Here is a 16,343-nt window from a genome sequence, read left to right as displayed (position 1 = left end):
TCGCCGAATTGCTTTTGTCTGACTAATAACAATCCATCCCGCCGCCGAGGACGACCCAGGATGGTTGGCCGGCAGCGCTTCGGCTCGGCTACGCTGCCAGTCCCAGATCGATTTGACACCGTAACGTTCCTGCAACGGAAACGTCGCGCGAATGCAATTTGCCCGGCGCAGAGGCGCCGCTCTGCAACGCCGCAGCAACGACCGCGCAAAGGGACTCACGTGATCCGACCCACTTCCAGCCTGCTGGCGCTCGCCGGCGCACTTCTCTATGCCAACGCCGCATTCGCGCAGACTGCCGATGTGGAGGCTGCCGACCAGCCGGTCGACGAGAACGCGTCGATCGTGGTCACCGCCAAGTCGACGCGATCGGCCACGGCGATCCCCCAGAGCGAGATCCAGAAGATCCTGCCCGGCGTCTCGCCGCTGAAGGCGATCCAGACGCTGCCTGGCGTGCTCTACGTCACCGCCGATCCCTGGGGCTACAACGAGCAGAACGCGCAGCTCTTCATCCATGGCTTTGCCGCGAACCAGCTCGGCTACACGATGGATGGCATCCCGCTGGGCGACCAGAGCTACGGCAATTACAACGGTCTTTCCCCGCAACGCGCGGTGATCTCGGAGAATGTCGGCCGCGTGGTGGTGGCGACGGGAGCCGGCGATCTCGGCACGCCCTCCACCAGCAATCTCGGCGGCACCGTCGAGACCTTCTCGTCGGACCCGCGCGACAAGCTCGGCATCGAAGTCGCCCAGACGCTGGGCAGCTACGGCACGTCGCGCAGCTTCGTCCGCATCGACACCGGCGAGTTCGGCGGCGGCAACTCGGCCTATGTCTCCGCCGCGCGCCAGCGCGCCCGCGCATGGGACTTCAACGGCATCCAGGGCGGCTGGCAGGCCAACGCCAAGTTCGTCCACGACAGCGACATCGGCAAGATCACGCTGTATTTCGACTATAACGACATGACCCAGCCGAACGAGGATGCGACCGTCATCTTCCAGCCCTCGGCGGGCGGCACGGCGACCGCGGTCCAGCTCTATACGCCCTATACCAAGCCGTTCTTCTATCCGGAATTCGACACGTACCGGACGTCCTATCTGAACGCGCTCGGCAATTCGCCGGCGGCGGTGGGCAGCAACTACCGCAACTATTATTCGGATGCGCAGCGGACCGACTATCTGGCCTATGCCCGCTACGACGCGGACATGTCCGATCACGTCAAGCTGTCGACGACGGCCTATTACCATCATAACGACGGCGCCGGCGTCGTTGCGGGCCCGCTCGGCCAGTCGATCACGACCGCGCAGCCCTATCTCGATCCCGCCTATGCGACGCTTCCGGCCAATTGCCGGTTCGGCGGCAACGCCAATGGCGTGCGCCCGTCGGCCTGCACGGCGCTCACCACTGCGCAGGCGGCCGCTGCCGGCGCTGCGCTCGTCGCCGCGACCGGCGGCTCGGGGCTGATCACCCGCACCACCGAATATCGTATCGAGCGCGCCGGCGTGATCTCCGCGCTCAACGTCGAGCTCGGCAACCATCAGATCGAGCTCGGCGGCTGGTTCGAGCACAACAGCACGACCCAGTGGCGCCGCTGGTACGGTGTCGACGTCAACGATCCCGCATCGAGCACGCCCTATATCCGTCCGCTCGAAGCCGCAGACCCGCTGTTCACCCAATACCAGGGCGAGGCGCGGATCAACGAGCTGCAGCTCCATCTCCAGGACAGCTGGCAGGTGTTCGACCGGCTGCTCGTCCAGGCCGGCGTGAAGACCAGCGCGCAATGGGCGGACGGCTGGTATCCGGTGCAGCCCAAGGCGGGCTCGCTCTCGGGCCTCGCCGGCGGCCTGCCGCAGGGCCGGATCAACACGCTGCGCTGGTTCCTGCCGGCGATCGGCGCCACCTATGACTTCAACGGCCACGAGCAGGTCTATTTCAACGTCCAGAAGAACCTGCGCCACTATCAGCCCTATCTGGCGGGCGGCGGCGGCCCGTGGTTCACGGGCAGCCAGGCGGCGTTCGACGCCTTCGCCGACGAGGGCAAACCGGAAAGCAGCTGGACCTATGAGGCCGGCCTGCGCACCCATCGCAGCTTCTCGAGCGACATCGGGCTCGACGCGCAGGTCAACTACTACCACGTCGTGTTCAACGACCGCCTGCTGGCGATCTCGACCAACCCGGGCGGCATCGCGGGCAGCGGCATCACCGGCGGCACGTCGATCCTCGTCAACGTCGGCGACGTGCGCACCAACGGTGTCGACGCTGCCTTCACGCTGCGGCTCGGCCGGGCCTTCTCGCTCTACAATGCGACTTCGTACAATCTGTCCAAGTATCAGAGCGACTATACCTCGGCGGCGAGCGGCATCGGTGCGGCAACCGACAGCTGCATCGGCGGCTATCTCGTTACCGGCGGCGTCGTGCCGACCTGCGGCAAGCAGCTGCCCGGCACGCCCAAGTGGATGAACAAGACCGTGGCGACGCTCGCGGTCGGCCCGTTCGAGACGCAGTTGATCGGCGATTACGTCGGCCGGCGCTACGCCACCTTCACCAACGACGCGAGCGTGCCGTCCTATTTCCTGACCTCGCTGCGCGTGGCGCTGCACGTTCCGGAAAATGTCTTGCCGCTGCGCAAGGCCGAGCTCTCGTTCAACGTCACCAACCTGACCAACGAGAAGGGCTGGTCGACGCTGTCGATTGGATCGGCCACCAACAGCTACTCGGCCTATCCGATCGCGCCGCGCCAATGGTTCCTGACGCTGTCGGCGGCTTACTGAGGACGTTCATGGCAGCCGGCGGAGCTCTGACGGGCTCCGCCGGCTGCTTTCAGGCTCAAGTTCGAGTCAGATGTCCACGCCGGGCGAACTGCTCGACGATGATTTCGACGCCGGGGACCCTGGGGCGGAGTAGCCGCTAGCCCGCGACCACCTTCGCCCGCCCGCCCTTGGGCGCGCGCGAATTGGCGGTGTCGAGGAACGCCATGTCGACCAGCTCGGCCATCGCGCGGTGCGCCGCCTCCGCGTCGCCCGCGGCGATTGCGTCATAGACGCGCTGGTGGTCGGGCACCGGATCGCGGCGCAGCGGGCTGTTGCGCTGCTTGAAGATCGTCGTCCAGGCCACCGCGGCGCCCACGCTGGTCGTCAGAGTGGTGAGGAACGGATTGCCCGACGCCTCGATCAGCGCGGCGTGGAAATGCTGGTCGGCGATGCGGCCTTCCTCCACGGCGAGCGTGTGCTCGGCCATGCCCCGCAGTCCCTCGGCCATGCGCTCGAGCTGGTCCTGGTTGCGGCGCTTGGCGGCAAGGGCGGCGGCCTCGGGCTCGAAGATCTTCCGCAGCTCGAACAGGCTCGCCAGCAGATCGTCGTCGGGCTCGAACTCGAAGATCCAGGAAAGCACGTCGGGGTCGAGCAAATGCCATTTGGCGCGGTCGCTGACGCGGGTGCCGGCGCGCGGGCGGGATTCGACCAGCCCCTTGGCCGCCAGGATGCGCAGCGCCTCGCGATAGGCAGTACGCGAGACGTGGAGCCGGTCGCTCGCCGCGACTTCGTTGCTCAGCACTTCGCCCGGATGGTAACGGCCCGAGACGATCAAAATGCCCAGGTCGCGTGCAATCGTGCCGTGGAGCCGCAGCGACTTGCGGCGGGCGCGGGCATCGAGCGATTTCTTGTTGGGCTTGGTCGCCATGATCAGACCTTTAGCGCAGCTGTCGCAATAGACAATCAGGCGCGCCGTGTCGGGAACACGTTCCACGCAGCGGCTTCAGCGTCGCGGTGAGCGCGCCGCCCGCCGAGAAGCTTCCGGTCTGCAACCTTGGTGCATATTGCCGCGGCCACGCTGCCAGTCGATCACCGTCTGCGCGCCATAGGCCTTGCTGGCGCTTGCCAGCGCAACACCCGACACTCGCATCTCCTCCCGAAATTGTCTGATGAGTTTCGAGGAAGTCGCCCACCTGTCAACCGGCTGTGCCGCACTGGAGCAAAGCGACCAAGGCGGACCATGCTGCGACGAAGACGGTCGGCGCGTGGCGCAGGTCGTGGTATTCGCAGCGCGTGCACGATCTTGTCAGCCTGTTCCGTCGGCGCGAAGCCGTGGTCGTGGTGGTGCTCACCATCCTTCTGTGGCTGGTGGCGCTGCTGCTGTGGTCGGCGCGCGACATCGCCTCGGGCGAGCCGTTCCCCTTCGCCTACAAGCTGCTGCTGGTGCAGACCTTCGCGCTCGGGCTGCTCTTCTCGGCGGCGCTGGCTGGCGCGATCGGCTTGGCCCGGCGGCTGCCACGGCGCTGGATGATCCCGGTGATCGTCGCCGTGGCACTTTGTATCGCGGTACTGCACGGGCTCATCGACGCGCGCCTGCTGCAACAGCTTGCCCGTGCGCTGCATCATCGGCCGCCGCCGTTGGCGGAGCTGTTCAACGTCGGGCTGATGCCCTTCGTGCTGATCTACGGCCTCTACGCCACCGCGCTGGGGCTGGTGCAGAGCGAGATGGCGGTGCGCGAGCGCGAGCGGCAGCTCGCCGAGGCGCGCGACGCGGCGCAGCAGGCGCAGCTCGCGGCGCTGCGCTTCCAGCTCAACCCGCATTTCCTGTTCAACACGCTCAACGCGATCTCGTCGCTGATCGTCACCGGGCGCAACGCCGATGCCGAGCGCGTGACGGTGAAGCTCTCGGACTTCCTGCGGCTGACGCTCGAGGCCGATCCCGAGGCCGAGGTGACGCTCGACGAGGAGCTGGCCACGACCCAGTCCTATCTGGACATCGAAAGCGCGCGCTTCGCCGATCGGCTGCAGTTGTCCTTCGATTGTCCCGCGGCATTGCTCAACGCCTATGTGCCGAGCTTCCTGCTCCAGCCGCTGGTCGAGAATTCGATCAAATATGCCGTGTCCACTTCGCGCGGACCGGTCTCGCTGGAAGTCCGCGCCCGGGCCGCGGGCGAGGTGCTGGAGATCGTGGTCGAGGACCGGGGCGGTGGTGCCGCGCGCATGCCGGTCGCAGGGGGAACCGGGGTGGGGCTCGACAACGTCCGCAAGCGGCTCGCCGCCTTTCACGGCGCCGCTGGGCGGATGGAGGCCGGGACGACGCCGGAGGGCTATGCCGTCAGGCTGATATTGCCCCTACGCTATGCTCCGATGCGCGAGGCCGCCGAGTGATGCGGACGCTGCTGGTGGACGACGAGCCGCTCGCGCTCGACCGGCTGACGGCCGGGCTCGCCGGAATCGAGGACGTCGAGCTGGTCGGCACCGCCGCCGATGGGATCGAGGCGCGCGAGCGGATTGAGGCGCTGCGGCCCGAGCTGGTGATCCTCGACATCCAGATGCCCGGGCTTTCGGGTATGGAACTGGCGCAGTCGCTCGCCGGGCTCCCCGATCGGCCCGACGTGGTGTTCGTCACTGCGTTCAACCGCTTCGCGATCGAGGCGTTCGAAGTCGAGGCCATCGACTATCTGCTCAAGCCCGTGAGCTTCGACCGGCTCCGCCTCGCGGTGGATCGCGTGCGCCGTCGCCGTGAGCTGATCGACGCCGACGGCCGCGCGGCCGAGCTGGGCGCGGTGGTTGCGGCGTTGCGTGCGGATGCCGGAGAGCCGGCCCGCAAGGACGGAGAGTCCTATGAATCGGCGATCTGGGTCCCGGCGCGTCAGGGCTCGGTCCGCGTACCCGTGACGATGATCGACCGGATCGAGGCGGCACGCGATTATGTGCTGCTTAATACACCGATCAAAAGCTACATATTGCGCGCCAAGATGAACGAGCTCGAGCGGCGGATCGACCCGCAGCAGATGGTGCGCATCCACCGCTCGCACATGGTGCGCATCGGCGCGGTGGTGGGAGTCGAGCGGCCGGGCAAGGGCGCGCTGCGCGTCGTGCTGGAAGACGGCGCCAACCTGCAGGTCGGTCCCAATTACCAGGACCAGGTGGTGCAGGCGCTGCGCCTCTGACTTCGTCGCGGCTGCGGCGGGGCACGTCGCAGCAGAGTGGAGCGGCGGGCGCGCAGGCGCGAGGCGGGCTCCATGACGAACCTCGCACTTCCCGCTGCCTCCCCGGTAATCCGCAGCTTCCGCGCGGCCTGCCTGGCCGGGCTGATGATCCTCGACTCCTCGGGCGCCGTCGCCCGCCAGCGCGACGAGGATCCGATCGACAGCCTGGTCGCGGCCGAGCGGCGTTTCGCCGCCGATGTCGCGCAGACGGGCATCTCCTCGGCCTTTCGCGCGCATGCCGCGCCCAACAGCATCCTGCTGCGCCCCTATCCGGTGCCCGCGCTGACCGAGCTCGCGCGCCAGCCGGACGATCCCGCGGTGCGGCTCGAATGGGAGCCCGCCGTCGCCGCGGTCGCCGCGTCGAACGATCTGGGCTTCACCACCGGCCCCTATCGGCTGAGCCGAGGTGCCAAGGTGCGTGCCGGCCAGTTCCTCACCGTCTGGCAGCGCGGCTCGGACGGCCGCTGGCGCTGGTACCTCGACAACGGCTCGCCGCTCGAAGGCGATCGGCCCGCGCCCTCTTTCCCGGCGACCGTTACGCGGCTGCGGCCCGCTGCCCGGACAGCGCCCGACACCGGCGCGGCGCTCAGCCTGGGCACCGCCGAGGACGCGCTCCACGGCGCAATGCGCAGCGACGGCCCCGGTGCGGTCCGCGCGGCGCTCGCCGACGAAGGCTATGTCCTGCGCAACGGTATGGGAGCAGCTTCCCACGACGACGCAGCGGCCGCGCTCGCCGCCACACCGGCGATCGATCGCGCCGAGCGGCTGGGGCTGCGCGTGTCGGTCGCCGGCGACCTGGCCGTCAGCTACGGCCGGCTCGACGCCAAGGGCGGTGAGCGCCTCTATTATGTGCGGATCTGGCGCCGGCAGGGCGAGACCTGGCGTCTGCTCATCGATCAGCTGAGCTGAGCGCGGCGGACTTCGTCGCATGCCCGGCGGCCTTGGTCGCTGCCGCCGCCGCCGGAGCGGCCCCCGTCGCATCTCGCGTGAGCCGCCGCATGCCGCGGGCGAGAGCCGACTTTCAACGAAAAGGGAGGGAAATCATGCAAAGGCAATCTTTGCGCCATCGCCTGCTGATCGGCACGGTGCTTGCCGGCGCGATCGGCATGGCGCTGCCGGTCCATGCGCAGGACGCAGCCCCGGTCGCCGCCGACGCTGCCGCCGAGCCGCAGGATTCGAATGACGAGATCGTCGTCACCGGCAGCATCTTCGCGCGCCGCACCGACCGCGAGACCGCGTCGCCGCTCACCACGCTCTCCGCCGAGATGCTCGACCAGCGCGGCATCACTTCGGTCGCCGAGGCGCTGCGCAGCGTTTCGGCCGACAATAGCGGCTCGATCCCGATCGCTTTTTCGAATGGCTTCGCGAGCGGGGCGAGCGGCGTCTCGCTGCGCGGCCTGGGCGTCAATTCGACGCTGGTGCTGTTCGACGGTCTGCGCGGCTCCTACTATCCGCTCGCCGACGACGGCCAGAAGTCGTTCGTCGACCTCAACACCATCCCGCAGTTCGCGGTCGAGCGGGTCGAGGTGCTGCGTGACGGCGCCTCCGCCACCTATGGTGCCGACGCGATCGGCGGCGTGATCAACATCATCACCCGCAAGCAGTTCCAGGGCGTCTCCGGCATGGCCGAGGCCGGCGTGAGCGAGCGCGGCGACGTGGGTAACCAGCGCTTCTCGCTGATGGCGGGCACGGGCGACCTCGATACCGACGGGTTCAGCGCGTACATCGGCGGCGAGTACAGCCACAGCGACGACCTGATGGCCCGCCGGCGCGGCTTTCCCTACAACACCGGCGACCTCAGCCCGCTGACCTGCACCGGCAGCGGCGATCCCGAGCCCTGTGCCAACGGCAACATCGGCGCGACTGGCCCGGGCCAGACGATCAGCGCACTGGTGCGCCGCGCCAACCAGCTCATCCCGGGGAACGTCTTCAGCGGCGAGGCGATCGCGGGCGAGCGCTACCAGGTGCTCAACCCCGCAGGGTGTGCGCCGGGTACGATCGCGCACAGCACCACCGCCGGGGGCAGCTTCTGCGAGCAGGATTTCGCCCATGATTACGGCCAGCTCCAGCCGGAGCAGGAGCGCTGGGGCATCACCGGCCGCGTGACCGCGCGATTGGGCGGCGACCTCGAAGCCTATGCGATCGGTACCTACTACCGCAGCGAAGTGGATTCGGTCGCAGCCCCGTCCGCGATCCGCAACCGCGCGCCGGCGAACACGCTGGGCGTGGTGCTGCCCGCACGGCTGACCAACGGCCAGCTCAACCCGAACAACCCGTTCGCCGCCGAAGGCTATGCGGCGCAGATCGCCTATACGTTCGGCGACATTCCGATCTCGAACACCACCGCGAGCAGCACCTATCGCGGTGCGCTCGGCGTCAGCGGATCGCTCGGCGAGAAGGGGCGCTTCGCGCTGGAGGCGACGGCGATGCACACCGATCTCGACTGGACGCGGCGCGGCTACATCAACGTCGCGGCGCTCGGGCGGGCGATCGCCGACGGCAGCTACAATTTCGTCAATCCCGCGCTCAACACCGATGCGGTGCGCAGCGCGCTGGCGCCCACCGTCACCAACCGTTCGACCTCGGATCTGGTGATGGCGCAGCTCACCGCCACCTATGCCGTGGCCGAGCTGCCCGGCGGGCCGCTGCAGATCGGTGGCACCGCGTCGATCCGGCACGAGCGGCTCAACGCGCCCAATGCCAATCCGGATTCAGGCACGGTGTCGATCAACCCGGTCAATGCGCGCGGTCAGCGCACCGTCTCGGCCGCTTCGATCGAGATCGACGCGCCGGTGCTCGACGCGGTCCAGCTCAACCTCGCGGGCCGGTTCGACCATTATTCGGATGGGTACGACCGCTTCTCGCCCAAGGCGGGGATCAAGGTGACGCCGTTCCGCGGGCTCGCGTTGCGCGGCACTTATTCGCAGGGCTTCCGCGCGCCGCAGTTCGCCGAGCTCCAGGGTTCGGTCACCGGCTATGTCACCGCGCCGATCCCGCCGTGCGACGTCGTGATCGCGCACGGCGGCGTCGATGAGGGCGGCGGCGAATGCTCGGGCGGCAGCCCCTATGTCGGTCCCAACAACGCGCTGGGCATCAACACCACCGGCACGCCCGGCCTGAAGCCCGAGCGCTCGCGCAGCTTCACCGTCGGCGCGGTGTTCGAGCCCGCGCGCTGGTTCAGCGCGACGATCGATTATTACAACATCAGCAAGAAGGACTTCATCGCCGGCGCACCCGATTACGGCGCCGCGCTGGCGGCCTATTATGCCGGCGAACCGCTGCCCGATGGCTATAGCGTGCTCCTGAACGACGCGGACCCGCTCTATCCCAACGCGCCGCGCACGGTGGCCTTCGTCAACGCGTCCTACGTCAACGCGGCCGAGCAGCGGACGTCGGGCATCGACGTCACCGCGACGCTCGACCTCAAGCTGGGCGGCGGCGTGCGGTGGCTGAGCCAGTTCGAGGCGACCCGGATCCTCGAGTTCAACCTCGTCGCGCCGGGCGGCACGCAGCAATATGTCGGCACGCAGGGGCCGTACGCGCTCTCCTCGGGCGCGGGCACGCCGGCGTGGCGCGCCAACTGGCAGAACACGGTCGAGTTCGGCCCTGCCAGCCTGTCGGCGACGGCCTATTACACCAGCGGCTATCGCAACACGGCCGAGGACATCTCGGGCCCGGACACGAAGGACGATTGCGACAATGCGCTCGCCGATCCCGCCTTCTGCCGGACCAAGCACTTCCTCGTCGTCGACATGGTCGCGACCTACAAGGTGTCGGACGACTTCAGCTTCTATGTGAACGTCAACAACCTGTTCGACGCCAAGGCGCCGATCAACCTGCCGAACTATGCGGCGAACAACTACAACCCGACGTGGAGCCAGTCCGGCGTGATCGGACGCGCCTTCCGTGCGGGCACAAGGTTCCGCTTCTAGGCTCCTCGCGCCTGGAAACGGTCGGGGCGGCCCTCTCCCAGGGTCGCCCCATTTCCTTTCAGTCCTGCGGCGCGGAGAATGCCCGGGCGATCGCGCGCGGGGAGAGGGCGGGGTTGCTCGCCACCGCCTCGCCGACCAGGATCAGCGTGGGGCTGTCGTCCGCGACGGCCTTCACGGCGATCGGCAGCAGGTCCAGCCGCGTGCGGAACAGCCGTTCGCTGGGCAGGCTCACGTCGCAGGCGACCATCACCGGCGTCGCGGCGTCGAGCCCCGCGGCGATCAGCTCGCGGCTGATCTCTCCCGCTGCCGATCGGCCCATGTAGAAGGCGGTGGTGGCGCCCGCATCGGCGAGCCTTGCCCAGTCGAGCTCCAGCGGCTCGCCCGCCTGGACGTGCGCGGTCACGAACTGGACGCGCCGCCCGAGCCCGCGCAGCGACAGCGACACGCCCGCCGAGGCCGCCGCCGCGCTCGCCGCGGTCACGCCGGGGCAGATGCGTGCGGTCACGCCCACCGCGGCCAGCGCCGCCATTTCCTCCATCGATCGTGCGAAGACGGCGGGATCGCCGCCCTTGAGCCGCACCACGCGCTCGCCGTCGAGCGCGGCTTCGACGAGCAGTTCGTTGATCGAGCGCTGGTCCTTCGAATGGCGGCCCGATCGCTTGCCCACCGGCACCTTGCGGACATGCGGCGGGATCAGCGCGAGCACGCCGGGGCCGACCAGCGCGTCGTAGAAAACTACGCTGGCGGTGCGCATCAGCCGTTCGGCCTTGCGGGTGAGCAGGTCCGGGTCGCCGGGGCCCGCGCCGACCAGCCACACGTCGCCGGGGCGGAAATCATCCTGCATGGGCTTGGCTCCTGTTTTCCTCGATCAGCTGGCGGATCGCCGGGCGGCATGAGCCGCAATTGGTGCCGGCGGAGAGCGCCGCGCCCACGGCTTCGACACTGGTGAGCTGCTGGCTGCCGATCGCCTTGACGATCGTCTTGAGCCCGACGTCGAAGCACAGGCAGACGATCGGCCCGCGATCCTCGCGCGCACCCGGAGGCGCACCGGCGAGCAAAGTCGGGCCGGCGGCCTGGCCGAGCTGTGCAATCAGCCAGTCACGCGTCGGCAGCAGCCCGGTGCGCGTGACGAACAGCGCTGCGACCAGCTTGCCCTCGCGCATCACCGCGATGCGGCGCGTTCCGCGCGAATGGTCGATCGCCTCGACGCGCTCGCCCTTGGGCAGCAGCGCCTCGAGCGCCTCGGACCGGCCGTTGCCCGCCAGCTCGTAGAGGCTGCCGCTCGGCACCGCGACGCGCACCGACCAGAGGCAGGCGGGTCGCTCGATTTCGCCGCCCGCGAGCAGGAAGCCGCGCCATTCCGCGGGCACCTGCGCGATCGCCGCGGGCGTGGATTTGAACCCCGGCTGGCCCGAATGCGGATCGGTGAGCGGGCGGGGGAGGAGGCCGGTGCGACCGCCGGCCGCCTGCTGGTCGGTCCAGTGGATCGGCGTGAAGATCTCCCCGCGGCGCTGCCCCTCGCTCGCGGCCACGCGGAAGATGCTTTCGCCCTGCGGCGTCGAGACGCGCGCCAGCCCGCCGTCGGCGAGTCCCAACGCCTCGATATCCAGCGGGTGGACCTCGACCAGCGGCTCCTCGCGGTGCCGTGCGAGCTTGGGGCTCAGGCCGGTGCGCGTCATCGTGTGCCACTGGTCGCGGTAACGCCCCGTGTTGAGCGTCAGCGGCCATTTCGGCAGCGGGTCCTGCAGATCCATCTGCCGCACCGCCACCAGCCGCGCCTTGCCGCTCGGCGTCGGGAACCGCCCGTCGGCGAAGGCATCGCCACCCCAGCGGAAGGGCTCGAGCGCGTCATAGTCGTGGTTGCCGATCGCGACCTTGCCGCCCAGGTCGAACAGCCGCACGCCATCGTTCTGGTAGGCAGAGAGGCGGGCATGCTCGCGGAAGATATCGGCGGGACGGTCATAGGCGAAGGCAGTGCGCCAGCCCATGCGGCGGCCGACTTCCTTGACGATCCACCAGTCGGGCCGCGTCTCGCCCGGCGCGGCGAAGATCGGGCGCTGGCGGCTGACGCGGCGTTCCGAATTGGTGACTGTCCCGTCCTTCTCGCCCCAGGCGGCGGCGGGCAGGCGAACATGCGCGAAGCGGCCGGTGTCGGTGTCCTCCATCACATCCGAGACGACGACGAAGGGGCAGGCGGCCAGCGCCTCGCGGACGCGGCCGGCGTCGGGCATCGAGACGGCGGGGTTGGTCGCCATCACCCAAAGCGCCTTGATCCGTCCCTCGCCCATCGCGCGGAACAGGTCGACGGCCTTGAGCCCCGGCTTGCACGCCATGCTCGGCGCCGCCCAGAAGCGGCCGACGCGCGCGACATTGTCGGGGGCGAAATCCATGTGGCTGGCGAGGCTGGAGGCGAGCCCGCCCACTTCGCGCCCGCCCATCGCGTTGGGCTGGCCGGTGATCGAGAAGGGCGCCGAGCCCGGCTTGCCGATGCGTGCCGTCGCGAGATGCAGGTTGAGGATCGCGTTGACCTGATCGGTGCCGCGGATCGACTGGTTGACGCCCTGGCTGAACATCGTGACGGTGCGCGGATGCGCGGCGAACAGCTCGTAGAAGCGGCGCAGGTCCGCCGGCGCGAGGTCGCAGATCCGCGCCACCGACCAGAGGTCGCTGCCCTCGCCGAGCGTTTCCCAGAACTCCGCGGGCGTCTCGACATGCGCGGCGAGGAAATCCTCGTCGACCAGCCCCTCGTCGCGGCAATGCGCGAGCAGGCCGTTCATCAGCGCGACGTCGCTACCCGGGCGCAGCGCGAGGTGGAGGTCGGCTTCGGCGGCGGTCTCAGTGCGGCGCGGGTCGATCACCACCAGCTTGGCGCCGGCGTCGCACCGTGCGCGGATGCGCTGATAGACCACCGGGTGGCACCAGGCGGTGTTCGAGCCGACGAGCACGATCAGGTCGGCCGCGTCGAGATCGTCATAGCTCGCCGGCACCACGTCCTCGCCGAACGCGCGGTTGTGGCCCGCGACTGCACTCGACATGCACAGCCGCGAATTGGTGTCGATGTTCGCCGATCCGATGAAGCCCTTCATCAGCTTGTTGGCGACGTAATAGTCTTCGGTCAGCAGCTGGCCCGAGACGTAGAAGGCGACGCTGTCCGGCCCGTGCTGCGCGATCGTCTCGCGGAAGCGGCGGGCGACGAGGTCGAGCGCCTTGTCCCAGCTCGCGCGCTTCCTGCCGATCACGGGAAAGAGCAGGCGGCCCTCCAGGCCCACCGTCTCGCCCAGGTGCGTGCCCTTGGAGCAGAGCTTGCCCGCATTGGCCGGATGCTCGGGGTCGCCCTTGATCTCCACCGAGCGCGCGCCGGTGCGCATCGCCACGATCCCGCAGCCGACGCCGCAATAGGCGCAGGTGGTGCGGATGGGAGTCAAAGCCCTCTCCCCTCCGGGGAGAGGGTTGGGAGAGGGGCAGTGCGGAGAGTGCGCGGCTCCTGCCCCTCTCCCCGACCCTCTCCCCAGAGGGGAGAGGGAGAAAGGGCGCACCCCCTCACGCCGCAGCCTTCAGCGTGCTCGCGCGGCAGATCAGCACGCGGCCGCCCGAGACCTTCACCGGGATCGTCGGCGTGCAGCCCTTGTCCTCGCCCTGCGCCTGGCCGGTCGCGAGCGCGATGTTCCAGTTGTGCAGCGGGCACGAGACGCTGTGGCCATGGACGATGCCCTGGCTCAGCGGCCCCTTTTTGTGCGGGCATTTGTTGACCAACGCGAAAACCTGATTGTCGCCGGTGCGGAACACGGCCAGCTCCTCGCCGCCGTCGACCGGAACCGTGCGGCTGCCGCGCACCGGGATCTCGTGCAGCCAGCCGATGTCGAGCCATTCGCCGATCATGCGATTTCCTCCTCACGGATGGGTTTGAAGGCAGCCATGTGCGCGTGCTGCTCGCGTTCCGCGCCTTGCGCGCGCTCGGCCCAGGGGTCGTCCTGGCTGAAGCTCTGCGAATACCAGAAGCGCGCGGCCAGCGTGTCGCGGAGCTCGGCGTCCTCGACGATCCGGTCCTTGACGTACTCGAGCCCGACGCGCTCGATCCACGGCGCGGTGCGCTCCAGATAGCGCGCTTCCTCGCGGTAGAGCTGGACGAAGGCCGCGGCGTAATGGATCGCCTCCTCCTCGGTCGCCACCTTCACCAGCAGGTCGGTCGCGCGCACATGGATGCCGCCATTGCCGCCGACATGGAGCTCGTAGCCCGAGTCCACGCAGACCACGCCGAAATCCTTGATCGTCGCCTCGGCGCAGTTCCTGGGGCATCCCGAGACCGCCATCTTGAACTTGTGCGGCATCCAGCTTCCCCAGAAGCCGCGCTCGAGCTTGACGCCGAGCCCGGTCGAATCCTGGGTTCCGAAGCGGCACCATTCGGAGCCCACGCACGTCTTCACCGTGCGCAGCGCCTTGCCGTATGCGTGCCCCGAGACCATCCCGGCCGCATTGAGATCGGCCCAGACCGCGGGCAGATCCTCCTTCTTGATCCCGAAGATGTCGAGCCGCTGCCCGCCGGTGACCTTGACCATCGGCGCGTCGTACTTCTCGACCACGTCGGCGATCGCGCGCAGCTCCTGCGGGCTGGTGATCCCGCCCCACATGCGCGGGACGACCGAATAGGTGCCGTCCTTCTGGATGTTGGCGTGCATCCGCTCGTTGACGAAGCGGCTCTGCTGGTCGTCGCTGTACTCGCCGGGCCAGGCACAAAGCAGATAATAGTTGAGCGCGGGACGGCACGAGGAGCAGCCGTCGGGCGTCGACCAGTGCAGCCGCTGCATCACTTCGGGGATCGACTTCATCCCCTGCGCCACGATCTCGCGGCGGACGTCGTCATGGCCGAAGCTGGTGCACTTGCACATCGTCTTGGGGCCCGCCTGCACCGCGTCGCCCAGCGTCAGCGCCAGCAGATTCTCGACAAGGCCCGTGCATGAGCCGCAGCTCGCCGAGGCCTTGCACCCCGCGCGGACCGCATCGAGGCTGCACGCGCCCTTCTCGATGCAGGCGACGACCTGGCCCTTGCTGACGCCGTTGCAGCCGCAGATCTCGGCATCGTCCGAGAGCGCCGCAACGGCCGCCTTAGGGTCCGCTTGCCCACCTCCGGAGGCGTATGCCTGGCCGAAGATCAGCAGGTCGCGCAGCTCGGACACGTCCTCCTGCTTCTTCAACAGGTCGAAATACCAGCTGCCGTCGGCGGTATCGCCATAGAGCACCGCGCCGACGATCCGGTCGTCCTTGACCACCACGCGCTTGTAGACCCCGCGCGCCGCGTCGCGCAGCACGATGTCCTCGGCGCCGTCGCCCCCGGCGAAGTCGCCGGCCGAGAAGACGTCGATCCCCGAGACCTTGAGCTTGGTCGACGTCACCGATCCCTTGTACCCGCTGTGCGCTTCGACCAGCCCGTCGGCGAGCGCGCGGCACATCTCCCACAGCGGCGCGACCAGGCCATAGACCTGCCCGTCATGCTCGACGCATTCGCCGACCGCGAGGACGTTGGGGTCGCTGGTGACCATATGGTCGTCGACCTTGATCCCGCGGCCGACGTCGAGCCCGGCCTCGCGCGCAAGTGCGGTGTTGGGACGGATGCCCACCGCCATCACCACCAGGCTCGCCGGGATCTCGCGCCCGTCCTTGAGGCGCACGCCCTCGACGCGGTCGGCGCCGATGATCTCGGCGGTGTCGGCGCCGGTGAGCACCGTCTGGCCACGCGCCTCGAGCTCCTGCTTGAGCAGCCAGCCCGCCGCCTCGTCGAGCTGGCGCTCCATCAGCGTGTTCATCAGGTGGAGCACGGTCACCTTCATGCCGCGCAGCGTCAGCCCGTGCGCCGCTTCGAGCCCGAGAAGCCCGCCGCCGATCACCACGGCGTCGCCGCCCGCGGCGGCCGCGGCGAGCATCGCATCGACGTCGCTCATGTCGCGGAAGCTGATCACGCCGGGCAGGTCCTTGCCCGGTACCGGGATGATGAAGGGATCGGAGCCCGTCGCGATCAGCAGCTTGTCGTACGAGACGCTGCGCCCGCTCCGCGCGGTGACGCGCCGCGCCTCGCGGTCGATCGCCACGACGGGATCGCCGGCGATCAACTCGATTCCGTTGTCGGCATACCAGGCCGCGTCGTTGATCACGATCTCGTCGAAGCTCTTCTCGCCCGCGAGCACGGGGGAGAGCATGATCCGGTTGTAGTTCACATGCGGCTCGGCGCCGAAGATCGTCACGCGGTAGCGCCCCGCATCGCGCGCCAGCAGCTCCTCGACCGCGCGGCACCCGGCCATGCCGTTGCCAACCACCACCAGATGGGGCCGTGCCACGGGGACGCCCGGCACGCCTTCCGCCACCTCGCCCATCCAACCTTCGCCCAAAAGCTCCATTCGCCGTGCTCCAGAACGCAAAAAGGCCGCCATGCGGGCCGCCAGAAAACTCCGGCGCCTGCATG

10 protein-coding genes are annotated in these 16,343 nt (G+C 68.9%); 5 read left to right on the top strand and 5 right to left on the bottom strand.

The features are described 5' to 3' along the window. Positions 1–219 precede the first annotated feature (219 nt). Entirely contained in the window at positions 220–2,766 is a 2,547-nt protein-coding gene (locus J7500_RS13885; protein ID WP_294062399.1) for a TonB-dependent receptor, read from the top strand. A 136-nt stretch (positions 2,767–2,902) separates the two neighbouring features. Here the strand turns inward: J7500_RS13885 and J7500_RS13880 are convergent, their stop codons facing one another. Then, a complete protein-coding gene (locus tag J7500_RS13880; RefSeq protein WP_294062398.1) occupies positions 2,903–3,673 on the bottom strand; it encodes a FadR/GntR family transcriptional regulator in 771 nt (256 codons plus the stop codon). Positions 3,674–4,038: 365 nt separating this feature from the next. Between J7500_RS13880 and J7500_RS13875 the strand changes: the two genes are divergently transcribed. The 4 genes from J7500_RS13875 (at position 4,039) to J7500_RS13860 (ending at position 9,889) form a co-directional block, all read left to right on the top strand. Continuing rightward, positions 4,039–5,133: a sensor histidine kinase gene (locus tag J7500_RS13875; protein ID WP_294062397.1), complete on the top strand. Its 1,095-nt coding sequence runs from the start codon at positions 4,039–4,041 to the stop codon at positions 5,131–5,133. Continuing rightward, entirely contained in the window at positions 5,133–5,918 is a 786-nt protein-coding gene (locus J7500_RS13870) for a LytTR family DNA-binding domain-containing protein (protein ID WP_294062395.1), read from the top strand. The genes J7500_RS13875 and J7500_RS13870 overlap by 1 nt, the downstream gene beginning before the upstream one ends. Before the next feature lie 72 nt (positions 5,919–5,990). Next, a complete protein-coding gene (locus J7500_RS13865; protein WP_294062394.1) occupies positions 5,991–6,866 on the top strand; it encodes a DUF4440 domain-containing protein in 876 nt (291 codons plus the stop codon). Positions 6,867–7,000: 134 nt separating this feature from the next. Continuing rightward, complete coding sequence (locus J7500_RS13860; RefSeq protein WP_294062393.1) at positions 7,001–9,889, top strand: TonB-dependent receptor; 2,889 nt, start codon at positions 7,001–7,003, stop codon at positions 9,887–9,889. Positions 9,890–9,947: 58 nt separating this feature from the next. Here J7500_RS13860 and cobA read toward each other — a convergent pair whose 3' ends face one another. From cobA to nirB, 4 genes are all read right to left on the bottom strand, one after another. Next, positions 9,948–10,733 (bottom strand): uroporphyrinogen-III C-methyltransferase, encoded by a 786-nt coding sequence (cobA, locus tag J7500_RS13855; protein ID WP_294062392.1) that lies wholly within the window; start codon positions 10,731–10,733, stop codon positions 9,948–9,950. After that, the gene (locus J7500_RS13850) at positions 10,723–13,314 is read right to left on the bottom strand and encodes a nitrate reductase (protein WP_294062391.1); all 2,592 of its coding nucleotides are present in this window, start codon (positions 13,312–13,314) and stop codon (positions 10,723–10,725) included. The genes cobA and J7500_RS13850 overlap by 11 nt, the downstream gene beginning before the upstream one ends. Before the next feature lie 115 nt (positions 13,315–13,429). Further along, complete coding sequence (gene nirD, locus J7500_RS13845; RefSeq protein WP_294062390.1) at positions 13,430–13,768, bottom strand: nitrite reductase small subunit NirD; 339 nt, start codon at positions 13,766–13,768, stop codon at positions 13,430–13,432. Then, complete coding sequence (gene nirB, locus J7500_RS13840; RefSeq protein WP_294062678.1) at positions 13,765–16,254, bottom strand: nitrite reductase large subunit NirB; 2,490 nt, start codon at positions 16,252–16,254, stop codon at positions 13,765–13,767. Before nirB ends, nirD begins: the two co-directional genes overlap by 4 nt. Between the last annotated feature and the right edge of the window lie 89 nt (positions 16,255–16,343).

The organism is Sphingomonas sp., from assembly GCF_017744835.1.
Taxonomy (GTDB): domain Bacteria; phylum Pseudomonadota; class Alphaproteobacteria; order Sphingomonadales; family Sphingomonadaceae; genus Sphingomonas.
This window is presented reverse-complemented; position numbering and strand designations above follow the sequence as displayed.

Bases quoted from the DNA above. Each gene is read 5' to 3' on its own strand.
- J7500_RS13865 (WP_294062394.1), top strand. From the start codon at position 5,991: ATGACGAACCTCGCACTTCCCGCTGCCTCCCCGGTAATCCGCAGCTTC.
- nirB (WP_294062678.1), bottom strand. From the start codon at position 16,254: ATGGGCGAGGTGGCGGAAGGCGTGCCGGGCGTCCCCGTGGCACGGCCC.
- nirD (WP_294062390.1), bottom strand. From the start codon at position 13,768: ATGATCGGCGAATGGCTCGACATCGGCTGGCTGCACGAGATCCCGGTG.
- J7500_RS13860 (WP_294062393.1), top strand. From the start codon at position 7,001: ATGCAAAGGCAATCTTTGCGCCATCGCCTGCTGATCGGCACGGTGCTT.
- J7500_RS13880 (WP_294062398.1), bottom strand. From the start codon at position 3,673: ATGGCGACCAAGCCCAACAAGAAATCGCTCGATGCCCGCGCCCGCCGC.
- cobA (WP_294062392.1), bottom strand. From the start codon at position 10,733: ATGCAGGATGATTTCCGCCCCGGCGACGTGTGGCTGGTCGGCGCGGGC.
- J7500_RS13870 (WP_294062395.1), top strand. From the start codon at position 5,133: ATGCGGACGCTGCTGGTGGACGACGAGCCGCTCGCGCTCGACCGGCTG.